This is a genomic window from Rhizobacter sp. P5_C2, assembly GCF_054049715.1.
Genome location: NZ_JBFULV010000005.1, coordinates 108,644 through 119,976 on the forward strand (window position 1 = coordinate 108,644; position 11,333 = coordinate 119,976).

Below are 11,333 nucleotides of genomic sequence, written 5' to 3' on the forward strand. Positions count from 1 at the left end.
ACGATGTCGGATGGGCCGGCTCAGGGCTGCTCGTCGCTGCCGTCCGGGCGGCGCGCGAAGCGCTTCGGCTCGGCGCCGTGCACCGGTGCGTTGTCCTTCCACGGCCAGCCGCCGAAGCCGGTCTGGCGGTAATCGGTGAAGGCTTGTTGCAACTCTTGCTGCGTGTTCATCACGAACGGGCCGTATTGCGCGACCGGCTCGCCGATCGGCCGGCCTTGCAGCACCAGGAACTCGGCCGTCTCGGCGCCGTTGACGATCTCGACCGGTTCGCTTGCGCGCAGCTCGATCGCCGCATGGCGGTCGACCGCGACGCCATCGACCGTCACCGCGCTGCCGACGAAGAAGTACAGCTTGCGCCGCGTGCCGTCGCCCTGCGCGGCCGGCAGCGTCCAGCGCGCATGCGGCGCCATGCGAAGGGTCCAGATCGCGAGGTCGGCCTCGGCCTGCGAGGCCCATGAATCGGGCGGCGGCGCGAGCGGGTCGGCCACGCCGTCCAGCCGGCCGGCGATGCAGACGACCTCGGTCTCTCGTCCGCCGTCGTCAGCGTGCGTGCGGTGCGGGATCTGCTCCGACCAGAACATCGTGAAATGCGGCGGCACCATCTTGCTGCGCGCCGGCAGGTTCAGCCAGATCTGGAACAGCTCAAGCCGGTTCGGCGCGTCGCGCTTCAGCAGCGGGAACATCTCGGCATGCACGATGCCCTGGCCGGCGGTCAGCCATTGCACGTCGCCACCGCCGAAGCGGGCCATCGCGCCGAGCGAATCGGAATGGTCGACCAACCCGTGGCGCACGATGGTCACCGTCTCGAAGCCGCGGTGCGGGTGCGACGGGAAGCCCGGCACCGTCATGCCGTGGTACATGCGCCAGCCGTCGAGGCCGGCGAAGTCCTGGCCCATGTCGCGGCCGGTCAGCAGCGCATCGGGGCCGAACTGCGCATTGCCGCGCGGGTAGGCGTCATCGTGGTGGACGCAGAACAGGAACGGGTCGAGGGTCTCCCACGGAAAACCGAGGGCACCGACATGGAGGATGGATTCACCGGGCATGCGCGGCAGTGTCCCTCAAACCGCGACCGGTCGCTGGCGCTCAGGCGGTGCTCGACACCGGCTGCGTGAGCCGCACGCCGTTCTGCGCGATCGACATCACGCCGTCGGCGTCGACCGTGACCGGCCGCCCGTCGGCCAGCCGGTATTCCGACTCGCCGGTCGGCTCCCACTCGCCGCCGAGGCCGGGCGCGGCGTCGAGCCGGGCCAGGTGCTCGAAGCCGTGCACGACGTAGTCGCGTCCGTCGTCGCCATGCAGGCGCAGGGTTTCCAGTTGATGCAGACGCTTTTCCATCGAGGTCTCCTTCAGCAGGGATCGGTCGGTCGATTGAACTGCAAGCTGGTCGCGCAGGCCACCTCGGCGCGCAAGGCCGCGGGGCGGGAAGGGTTTCGGGATGCGCGTTGGGGTGCTTCACTCGCAGCCGCACTTCGAGCCCGCCATCCGGCAATCGGTCGCAGCGGGCCGCGGCGTTGGCCGCGACTCCCTAAGATCCACCCATGCCCGACCACAGCGACCCTTCCCCGACCGCGGGCGGCCCTCGACGCCGTACCGACTGGAAGCCCTGGCTCGTCTACGCGGCCGGCTGCCTGCTGTCATGGCTGCTGTACGTGCTGGCCGGCACCGAATTCCAGCGCGGCATCTGGCAGCTGTGGGAGGCGGTCTACCAGGCCACGCTGCAGCTGTGGCCGGCGATGCTGCTGGGCGCGCTCGTGCTGCCGTGGGTGCGCTGGCTGCAGCCGCGCACGCTGCCCCCCTTCGCCACGGTGGCCTTGCACACCGCATGCGCGCTGCTGTTCGGTGCGCTGTGGCAGGCGCTGGACTTCACGACCTCGCTGCTGCTGTTCGGCGCCGACCATGCGTTCGCGGTGTTCGCGCAGACGCTGCTGTGGCGCGCGATCTGGGGCGCCGTCGTGTACGCCGCGATCGCGACCGGCTTCACCGCGCTGCTCGAAGCCCGCCGCGCGCGCCGCGCCGCGCTGGCCGCCGCGCAGGCCGAATCGGCGCTGGCGCAGGCCGAGCTGGCGGCGATCACCGGCAAGCTGAACCCGCATTTTTTGTTCAACACCTTGAACACGCTGATCGCGCTGACTCGCAAGGACCCGCAGGCCGCCGAAGCGGCGCTGATGCGCTTTGCCGGCATGCTGCGCTACGTGCTCGACACCAAGCGCAGCGCGGCCGACCGCGTCGCGCTGGCCGACGAGGTGGCCTTCGTGCGCGACTACCTGGCGCTGGAAAGCCTGCGCCTTGGCGGGCGCCTGCGGATCGACTGGCAGCTCGACCCGGCGACACTGCAGGACGAGATCCCGCCGCTGAGCCTGCAGCCGCTGGTCGAGAACAGCGTGCTGCACGGCGTGGCGCCGCGGCTGCAGGGTGGCTGCATCCGCATCGTCAGCGAGCGCAACGGAATGAACCGCGGGCTGGACCTGACGGTCGCCGACGACGGCCCGGGCTGCGACCCGGCGCGGCTGGCCGACCCCGGCACTCCCGCCGATGGCCAGGCGCCGCGCACCGGCATCGGCCTGAACGCGCTGAAGCGCCGCTTCGCGCTCGACTACGACGGACGCGCCCGCCTGCGCGTGCACACCGCGCCCGGTGCCGGCTTCCGGGTGGACTTGTGGATACCGCAATGAAGGACATGACGAACGACATGACGAAAACGCGCGTGCTGATCGCCGAAGACGAACCGCTGGCCGCCGAGGCGCTGGCCGACTGGGTCGCGCAGATGCCGCAGCTGACGCTGGTGGCCACCTGCGCCGACGGCGTGGCGGCGCTCGCGCAGATCCGTGCGCTGCAGCCGCAGCTGGTGCTGATGGACATCCACATGCCGGGCCTCAGCGGCTTGCAGGTCATGAAGGCGCTGGCCGACGACGGTCATCGGCCGGCGGTGATCTTCACGACCGCGTACGACGAGCATGCGCTGGCGGCCTTCGAGCTGCATGCGGTCGATTACCTGCTGAAGCCGTTCGCACGCGAGCGGCTGGTCGAGGCGGTCGAGCATGCGCTGGCCTCGGGCGCGGCGCAGGCGCAAGAGGCGACGGCGCAGGCGGTGCACGCGCTGGAGCAGGCGCCGGCCGAGCCGCTGACGCGCGTGCTGGTGCGCGACCAGGGCAAGATCTTTCCGCTGCACGTCGACCAGATCGAGTACCTGAAGTCCGACACCAAGTACACCGCGCTGGTCAGCCGCGGCCGCAGCTTCCTGGTGCGCCTGCCGATCGCCAGCTTCGAGCCGCGGCTCGATGCGGCGCGCTTCATCCGGCTGCACCGCGGCTGCATCGTCAACCTCGATTTCGTCGATGCGATGACGCCCGACGAGAACTCGCAGCTGGTGGTGCAGATGCGCGACGGCAGCCGCATCACGGCCAACCGCGACGTGTCGCGCCGGCTGCGGGAGCAATCGCTGTGAGGGCGCTGCGGATCGCGTTCGGCGCGCTGGTTTCTTCACTGGCCATGGGCTTGATCGGCGTGTGTGCGCAGGCGCAGCCGGCACCGGTCGGCCGCATGTACGCGCCCGGGCCCTTCGACCAGATCGAGATCGACGGCACGGCACGCATCCGGATCACGCAAGGTGAGCGCGACCAGGTGTTCATCGCCGGCGACGACCTGGCGCAGCAGGGCGTCGAGGTGGACGTGGTCAACGGGCACCTGCGCATCCGCACGGCCGGCGGCTGGAAGTTCTGGCGCGAGGACCGGCCGGCGATCGAGGTGCAACTGCGGCAGCTGACCCACGTGATGCTGTCCGGCGCGGGCGAGGTGCAGGCGCCGGCGCGGATCCGCGGCGACCAGCTGGTGATCGGCATCTCCGGATCGGGCAGCGTGCGCTTCGACGATCTCGCGGTGCGTCAGCTGCAGTTCGACATCTCGGGCGCGGGCGACGGGCAACTGGCCGGCCGGGTCGAGCAACTCGGGCTCAACGTCTCGGGCCGCGGCAAGCTGGTGGCCGATCAACTGCGCGCCACGCGGGCGAGGGTGGCGATCAGTGGCGTCGCGAATGCCGAGCTGTGGGTGATCGACGACCTGCAGCTCGCGATCTCGGGTGCGGGCAAGGTCGATTTCTGGGGGCACCCGGTGGTGCGGCGCTCGGTGTCGGGGATGGGGAACATCACGGCGCGGGGGGGCAAGCCTTGACGACTCGGCTTGCGGCCAAAAAGACAAAGCCCGCACGACCTGATGTTCGTGCGGGCTTGCTGTTTGGTGGCGCTTCAGGGATTCGAACCCCGGACCTGCGGATTATGATTCCGTCGCTCTAACCGACTGAGCTAAAGCGCCTGAGCCTCGGATTATAGCCAGGGTTTTTGGCACTTTCGGTCGGCCCCGGCTCCGCTTGTCGTGGGACCCTTCACACTCTCGCCCTCACCCGACCGACCCTCCACGAATGTTCAGCTTCTTCAAGAAAAAGCCGGCGCCCGCCGACGCCGTGCCGCCGCCCGTCGAGGTGCCTGCCGTCGCGCCGACGATCGCGGCCTCGCCGGTGGCCGGGCTGCCGGTCACCGTTCCGCCCGAGCCCGAGCGCCGCAGCTGGGTCGACAAGCTGCGCGGCGGCCTGCGCAAGACCGGCTCCAGCATCGCGCAGGTGTTCACCGGCACGCAGATCGACGAGGCCCTGTATGAAGAACTCGAGTCCGCGCTGCTGATGGCCGATGCCGGCGTCAAGGCGACCGAGTTCCTGCTCGGCGACCTGCGCCGCCGCGTGAAGGAGGCCAAGGCCGGCGATCCCGCACAGGTCAAGGTGCTGCTCGCCGCGGCGGTGGCCGACCTGCTGCGTCCGCTCGAGAAGCCGCTGCGCGTCGGCGAGCACGCGCCCACCGTGATGATGGTGGTCGGCGTCAACGGCGCCGGCAAGACCACCAGCATCGGCAAGCTGACGCGCCACCTCGCCGACAGCGGCCGCAAGGTGCTGCTGGCCGCGGCCGACACCTTCCGCGCCGCGGCGCGCGAGCAGCTCGCGGTGTGGGCCGAACGCGCCGACGTGCCGGCGCAGCAGGCCGGCTCGGTCGAGATCGTCTCGCAGGCCGACGGCGATCCGGCCGCGGTCAGCTTCGATGCGGTCGTCGCCGGCAAGGCGCGCGGCTGCGACGTCGTCATCGCCGACACCGCCGGCCGGCTGCCGACCCAGCTCCACCTGATGGAGGAGCTGAAGAAGATCAAGCGCGTGATCGCGAAGGCGCAAGGCGGCGCACCGCACGAGGTGCTGCTGGTGATCGACGGCAACACCGGCCAGAACGCGCTGGCCCAGGTGAAATCGTTCGACGACGCGTTGGGCCTCACCGGCCTGATCGTCACCAAGCTCGACGGTACCGCGAAGGGCGGCATGCTGGCGGCGATCGCGCGCGAGCGGCCGATCCCGGTCTACTTCATCGGTGTCGGCGAGAAGCTCGACGACCTGCAGACCTTCAGCGCGCGCGAGTTTGCGCAGGCGCTGCTGGATTGACTCGGCGTTGAATCAGCGGATGCGGGGCGAGTTGCCCGAGCGCGGGATGTTCGCGGGGGGCGCGGCCGGGGCCAGCGGCGCGGGCGCCGAATCGATGTCGTCGAACCACGTCGACGGCGGCGGTTCGCGCATCTCGAGCCCGTCGTCCTCGTCGGCCTGATGGCGGCCGACCGGCTGGTAGCCGGCGGTCGTCGACGGTGCATGGGTCGACGGCGTGCTCTCGCTCGCCTTGTTGCCGATGATCGCGTTGCGCGCGCCGGTCGCGCTCGGCAGCGCATCCTCGCGCCACACGTGCAGCGGGATGCCGGCGGCTTCGAGCACGCGGTCCATCCGGTTGTGGCGCTGCGAGGTGCGCTCCTTCTCTTGCGCCTCGGGCGCGCGGATGTCGACCACCGCAATCACCTGCGAGCTGCTGTCGCAGACCACCAGGTCGGCGCACAGCAGCCCGACGCGGCGCAGCCACTCCGAATACGAATGCCGCGTCGGCACCTTGACGAAGCGCGCCAGCGGCACCTGGGCCAGGATGATGTGTTCCGGCAGCCCGCCACGCAGCGCCAGGTAGGCCTTGCGTTCGGCGGTGGTCAGGATGCGCGTGGCCTGCGGCTGCCACGACTGCAGCGTGTCCAGCGCCTCCAGCGAGCGCGGCTTGTTGCGCTTGGCGGCCGGCTTGGCGCTGCGGTTGTTCATCTTCCAGATCACCAGGCCGCCCACCAGCACCAGGGCGGCGATCATCAGCAATTCCATCTCGGGGTCCAGGTCCTTGTTGGGGGGCAGCGCGGACCTTAGCGGGCCGCGCGCGCGGGGTCAATCATTGTGCCGCCTGCGAGGCGGTTGCAGCGTGTTACCTGCCCACCGGTTCCGGGTGGGATGTGACAAGTCGTTCTCAGCGCATGCCGCCCGGGCCGCCCAGGCCCTTCATGCCGCCCATGCGCTTCATCATCTTCATCAGGCCGCCGCCCTTCATCTTCTTCATCATTCCCTGCATCTGCTCGAACTGGTTCAGCAGCCGGTTGACCTCCTGCACCTGCACGCCGGCACCGGCGGCGATGCGGCGCTTGCGGGTGGCCTTCAGCAGCTCGGGCTTGCGGCGCTCCAGCGGCGTCATCGAGTTGATGATGCCCTCCATCCGACGCACGTCGCGCTCGGCGCGGTCCATGTCGGCCTGGCCCAGGTTGCCGGCCTTCGCGGTCATCTGGGTCGGCAGCTTGTCCATCAGGCCCGACAGCCCGCCCATCTTCTTCATCTGGCTGATCTGCGACAGGAAGTCGTTCAGGTCGAAGTTGTCGCCGGACTTCAGCTTTTCGGCCAGCTTCTGCGCCGCCGCCACGTCGACGCCCTTCTGCACCTCCTCGACCAGCGCGACGATGTCGCCCATGCCCAGCACCCGGCCGGCATGGCGCTGCGCGTCGAACACCTCCAGCCCGTCGATCTTCTCGCTGACGCCGGCGAACTTGATCGGCGCGCCGGTCACCTGGCGCACCGACAGCGCCGCACCGCCGCGCGAATCGCCGTCGGTCTTGGTCAGCACGATGCCGGTCAGCGGCAGCGCGTCCTTGAAGGCCTTCGCGACGTTGACCGCGTCCTGGCCCTGCATCGCGTCGACGACGAACAGCGTCTCGACCGGCTTCAGCTCGGCATGCAGTTCGCGTATCTCGTTCATCAGCTGCTCGTCGATCGCCAGGCGCCCGGCGGTGTCGACCAGCAGCACGTCGAAGTAGTGGCGCTTCGCGTGGTCGAGCGCGGCGCGCGCGATGTCCAGCGGCTTGTCGTTCGCGCTCGACGGGAACCATTCGGCGCCGGCCTGCTTCGTCACCACCTTCAGCTGCTCGATCGCGGCCGGCCGGTAGACGTCGGCCGAGACGGTCAGCACCTTCTTCTTGCGCTTCTCGATCAGGTGCTTGGCCAGCTTGGCGGTGGTGGTGGTCTTGCCGGCGCCCTGCAGGCCGGCCATCAGGATCACCGCCGGCGGCTGGGCCGCGAGGTTGATGTCGGAGACGCCGTCGCCCATCGTCGCCGCCAGCTCGCGATTGACGATGCCGACCAGCGCCTGCCCGGGCGACAGTGAGCCGACCACCTCGGCGCCGAGCGCCTTCTCCTTCACGCGGGCGATGAAGTCGCGCACCACCGGCAGCGCCACGTCGGCCTCGAGCAGCGCCATGCGCACCTCGCGCAGCATGTCCGTCACGTTGCTGTCGGTGATGCGGGCCTGGCCGCGCATCGTCTTGACGAGCCGGCTCAGGCGATCGGTGAGGGTGGAGGCCATGGGGCGAAGCGGGCGCGAAGGACGCGGCCCGCGAAAGTACACTGTGGACCATGAGTTTATCGCCCAGGGTTGCAACGCATTGAGCACGCCGTCGACATGGATGCTGTGGGTGCCCAGTGCCGCCGCCCTGCTGGCCTACGCCGCGGCGGTGCTGCTGGGCGAGCGCCGCACCGAGCCCGCAGCCGCTGACGCCCGGGACAGCGCCGCGCCGCGCCGCGCGCTGATCGCCGGCTGGATCGCGCATGCACTGGCCATCGTGGTCGACATGGCCGGCATCGGCAGCCCGATCTCCGGCGCGCGCTTCGGCTTCGCGCCGGCGCTCTCCGCCACGCTGTGGCTGGTGATCGCGGTCTATGCGGTCGAGAGCCGCTGGGTGCCGCTGCCCGGTGTGCGCCGCTGGCTCGGCCTGCTGGGGGCGGCCGCGGTGGTGCTGGCAGCCATCTTCCCGGGCGAGTTCCGCCCGCAGGCGGTGTCCGCCTGGGCGCCGCTGCACTGGGCGCTGGGCATCGCGTCGTACGGGCTGTTCGGCGCCGCGGTGCTGCACGCGGTGATGCTCGACACCGCCGAGCGCCGCATGCGCTCCAACCTGCGCGCCGCCTCTCGCAGCGGCATGCCGCTGCTGCAGCTCGAGCGCCTGACCTTCCAGTTCGTCACCGCCGGTTTCGCGCTGTTGTCGGCCACGCTGCTGCTCGGCTGGTGGTTCACCAATCCGTGGCGCTGGGACCACAAGGCGACGCTGTCGGTGCTCGGCTGGATCGTGTTCGCCGGGCTGCTGATCGGCCGCCAGGTGCTCGGCTGGCGCGGCCGGCATGCGATCCGCTGGCTGTATGCCGGCGCGCTGCTGCTGCTGCTGGCCTACGTCGGATCGCGCTTCGTGTTCGAGGTCGTGCTGCACCGCACGGCCACCTGAGGTCCGCCATGGGAAAGTTCATCGTTCTGCTGGTGGTGGTGTTCCTGATCGTCTGGCTGGTGCGCGGCGGGCGCCCCGGCCGCTCGGCGCCGGACCCGACGACGCCACCGACGCCGCCTGCCAACGCCGCGAACTCTGATAGCCCCGCTGCCCCGCCCGACACCATCGTGGCCTGCGCGCACTGCGGGCTGCACCTGCCGAAGGCCGACGCGTTGCCGGGCCGCGGCGGCGTGTTCTGCGGCGAGGCCCACCGCGCCGAGTTCGAACGCGCGCAGGCGCCGCGATGAGCAGCGCGCCGCCCAAGCCCGAGCGCCGCCGCAACGACCGCCGCTCGACCGTGCGCGCGACCACCCGCCCCAGCCAGGAGTCCTGGTTCGGTGCGCTCGGCGAAGACAGCCAGTCCCGCGAGGGCTGGGCCGAGGAGGAGTCGCGCTACGACGGCAACTGGCAGGCCGCGCAGGCGGCGCAGGCCGACAGCAACTTCCTCACGCGCCAGGCGCGGCGCCTGATCGGCTCCGGCCAGACGGCCTTCCAGCGCATCTACGGCGCCTTCATCAGCGCGCGCGCCGCGCTCGGCGTCGCGCTGGTCGCGACGCTGGTGGTCGCGGCGATCTTCGGCGTGAAGCCGGCGTGGCCGGTGGTCGCCGTCAGCGTCGCGTATGCGGCGCTCGCGCTGTCGATGTGGGTGCTGCCGCGCTACCGCCGCACGGCCGCGCCGCGCCAGCTCGCGCGGCTGCGCAGCCCGCAATGGGTCTCGACGATCGGCGTCGACATCGTCTGCTTCGGTGCGCTGCACTGGATGTCGCCGGCCTCCGGCCTGAACTACGTCGCGCTGCTGGTGCTGCCGGTGCTGATGGCCGGCGTGCTGACGCCGCGCCTGATGGCGCTCGCGACCGCGTCGGTGGTCACGCTGGCGCTGCTGGGGGTCGCGTGGCTGTCGGTGCTGGCCGGTGGGACCGACGTCACCGCGCTGATGACGCAGGCCGGGCTGGCCGGCAGCGGCTTCTTCGTCATCACGCTGCTGGCCGGCGAGCTGGCCGGGCGGCTGGCGCGCGAGGAACTCACCGCGCGCGGCAGCCTGGAGCTGGCCCGCCAGCAGGCGCAGCTGAACCGGCTGGTGATCGAGGAGATGCAGGAGGGCGTGCTGGTGGTCGACCGGCGCGGCCGCGTGCGCACCGCCAACCCGGCAGCGCGCGCGCTGCTGGCGCCGAGCGGCGTGTCGCGCGAGGCGCCGTTCCAGCTGCAGGGCGTCGAGGCGTGGACCGCGCTCGTCAAGTCGGTCGAGCGCGCGTTCGCCGAATCGACCTGGCCCGAGGGCGGGCGCGACGTGCTGCTCGATTTCGAATCCGCGCCGCCGCGCACGCTGCGGGTGCGGGTGCGCTTCACGCGGCGCCAGGCGCCCGACCCGAGCGAGGAGCTGTGCGTGCTGTTCATCGAGGACGTGCGCAGCATGCAGGCGCGCACCCGCCAGGAGAAGCTCGCCGCGATGGGCCGCGTGTCGGCCGGCATCGCGCACGAGATCCGCAACCCGCTGGCCGCGATCTCGCAGGCCAACGCCTTGCTTTCTGAAGACGTCACCACGCCGGGCCAGCGCCAGCTGACGCAGATGGTCACCGAGAACGTCAGCCGCCTGAAGCGCATCGTCGACGACGTGATGGAGGTCGCGCCGGGCGAGGTGCAGGACGGCGGCCCGATCGATGCGACCGCGCTGGTCGCCGCCGTCTGCAGCGAATGGGCGCGCACCGCGGGCATGCCGATCGGCGGCGACAGCCTGCTGCGGGTGCGGCTGCCCGAGGAAGCGCTCGGCGTCGTCTTCGACCCGGAGCACCTGCGCCGCGTGATGGTCAACCTGCTCGACAACGCCAAGCGCCACGCGCAGCAGACGCCCGGCGGCGTGCGGCTGACGCTGTCGGCGCGCGACGAGGTGCACGTGGTGCTGAGCGTCACCAGCAACGGCGAGCCGATCCCGCCGGAGGTCGAACGCTACCTGTTCGAGCCTTTCTTCTCCACACGCAGCCGCGGCACCGGCCTGGGCTTGTATATTTGCCGGGAACTGTGCGAGCGCTACGGCGCGCGCATCGATTACCGGCTGCGCGCCGCCAGCGAGCCGAACCGCAACGAATTCTTTGTCGCGATGCGGCGCAAACCGCTGGCGGGCATCGAAGCGCCCGAGAACCGACTGCACCTCACATCATGAGTTCGCCTTCCCACTTCAGCCTGCTGGTCGTCGACGACGAACCGGACCTGCGCACGTTGTACGAGCTGACGCTGTTGCGCGAGGGCTATGACGTCGAGACGGCAGGCACCGTCGACGACGCCCTGCTGCACCTGAAGGACCGCACGTACAGTGCCGTCATCACCGACATGCGGCTGCCCGACGGCACCGGCCTCGACCTGCTGCGCCGGCTCGAAGAAGGCAACCGGCGCGAGAAGGCGATCGTCATCACCGCCTACGGCTCGGCCGAGAACGCGGTCGAGGCGCTGAAGGCCGGCGCCTACGACTACCTGACCAAGCCGGTCGACCTGAAGCAGTTCCGCGCGGTCGTCGCGTCGGCGCTCGGGCGCAGCGCGGCCACGGTGCCGACGATGGTGCCGTCCAGCCTGCCGTCCGAGAACGGCGCGCCGGCGGCCTCTGCCGGCACCCCCGGCGCGTCCGTCGCTGCGGCCCGGCCGGCCGCACTGGCACCGGC

General features: G+C 70.9%; 12 protein-coding genes and 1 tRNA gene. 8 read left to right on the top strand and 5 right to left on the bottom strand.

Features of this window, described 5'->3' with window-relative positions; all coding sequences use genetic code 11:
• Window positions 1-20: 20 nt before the first annotated feature.
• Together ACXJLU_RS03155 and ACXJLU_RS03160 are read right to left on the bottom strand one after the other, a co-directional pair.
• A complete protein-coding gene (locus ACXJLU_RS03155; RefSeq protein WP_457329019.1) occupies window positions 21-1,043 on the bottom strand; it encodes a pirin family protein in 1,023 nt (340 codons plus the stop codon).
• 40 nt (window positions 1,044-1,083) lie between these two features.
• The gene (locus ACXJLU_RS03160) at window positions 1,084-1,335 is read right to left on the bottom strand and encodes a hypothetical protein (protein ID WP_457329020.1); all 252 of its coding nucleotides are present in this window, start codon (window positions 1,333-1,335) and stop codon (window positions 1,084-1,086) included.
• 203 nt (window positions 1,336-1,538) lie between these two features.
• On the opposite strand from ACXJLU_RS03160, the gene ACXJLU_RS03165 reads away from it, so the two are divergent.
• The 3 genes from ACXJLU_RS03165 to ACXJLU_RS03175 are packed head-to-tail and all read left to right on the top strand — an operon-like array spanning window position 1,539 to window position 4,167.
• Window positions 1,539-2,672 (top strand): sensor histidine kinase, encoded by a 1,134-nt coding sequence (locus ACXJLU_RS03165; protein ID WP_457329021.1) that lies wholly within the window; start codon window positions 1,539-1,541, stop codon window positions 2,670-2,672.
• Window positions 2,669-3,445 carry a LytR/AlgR family response regulator transcription factor gene (locus ACXJLU_RS03170; RefSeq protein ID WP_457329023.1) on the top strand — a complete coding sequence of 259 codons (777 nt, stop codon included), beginning with the start codon at window positions 2,669-2,671 and terminating at the stop codon, window positions 3,443-3,445. The genes ACXJLU_RS03165 and ACXJLU_RS03170 overlap by 4 nt, the downstream gene beginning before the upstream one ends.
• Window positions 3,442-4,167 (top strand): head GIN domain-containing protein, encoded by a 726-nt coding sequence (locus ACXJLU_RS03175; RefSeq protein ID WP_457329024.1) that lies wholly within the window; start codon window positions 3,442-3,444, stop codon window positions 4,165-4,167. Before ACXJLU_RS03170 ends, ACXJLU_RS03175 begins: the two co-directional genes overlap by 4 nt.
• Before the next feature lie 64 nt (window positions 4,168-4,231).
• Here ACXJLU_RS03175 and ACXJLU_RS03180 read toward each other — a convergent pair.
• A tRNA-Met gene (locus ACXJLU_RS03180) sits at window positions 4,232-4,308 on the bottom strand.
• 106 nt (window positions 4,309-4,414) lie between these two features.
• Between ACXJLU_RS03180 and ftsY the strand changes: the two genes are divergently transcribed.
• A complete protein-coding gene (gene ftsY / locus ACXJLU_RS03185; RefSeq protein WP_457329025.1) occupies window positions 4,415-5,470 on the top strand; it encodes a signal recognition particle-docking protein FtsY in 1,056 nt (351 codons plus the stop codon).
• Between the two features lie 12 nt (window positions 5,471-5,482).
• Here the strand turns inward: ftsY and ACXJLU_RS03190 are convergent, their stop codons facing one another.
• Window positions 5,483-6,214 carry a DUF2726 domain-containing protein gene (locus tag ACXJLU_RS03190; protein WP_457329026.1) on the bottom strand — a complete coding sequence of 244 codons (732 nt, stop codon included), beginning with the start codon at window positions 6,212-6,214 and terminating at the stop codon, window positions 5,483-5,485.
• A gap of 139 nt (window positions 6,215-6,353) precedes the next feature.
• Window positions 6,354-7,733 carry a signal recognition particle protein gene (gene ffh, locus ACXJLU_RS03195; RefSeq protein ID WP_457329027.1) on the bottom strand — a complete coding sequence of 460 codons (1,380 nt, stop codon included), beginning with the start codon at window positions 7,731-7,733 and terminating at the stop codon, window positions 6,354-6,356.
• A gap of 100 nt (window positions 7,734-7,833) precedes the next feature.
• On the opposite strand from ffh, the gene ACXJLU_RS03200 reads away from it, so the two are divergent.
• The 4 genes from ACXJLU_RS03200 to ACXJLU_RS03215 all read left to right on the top strand — a co-directional run.
• Window positions 7,834-8,643 (top strand): cytochrome C assembly family protein, encoded by an 810-nt coding sequence (locus tag ACXJLU_RS03200; protein ID WP_073462985.1) that lies wholly within the window; start codon window positions 7,834-7,836, stop codon window positions 8,641-8,643.
• A gap of 8 nt (window positions 8,644-8,651) precedes the next feature.
• Complete coding sequence (locus ACXJLU_RS03205; protein WP_457329028.1) at window positions 8,652-8,930, top strand: PP0621 family protein; 279 nt, start codon at window positions 8,652-8,654, stop codon at window positions 8,928-8,930.
• The gene (locus tag ACXJLU_RS03210; RefSeq protein WP_457329029.1) at window positions 8,927-10,840 is read left to right on the top strand and encodes a sensor histidine kinase; all 1,914 of its coding nucleotides are present in this window, start codon (window positions 8,927-8,929) and stop codon (window positions 10,838-10,840) included. The genes ACXJLU_RS03205 and ACXJLU_RS03210 overlap by 4 nt, the downstream gene beginning before the upstream one ends.
• The coding region (locus ACXJLU_RS03215; RefSeq protein WP_457329030.1) for a response regulator at window positions 10,837-11,333 on the top strand (497 nt) is incomplete at its 3' end. The genes ACXJLU_RS03210 and ACXJLU_RS03215, both read left to right, overlap by 4 nt.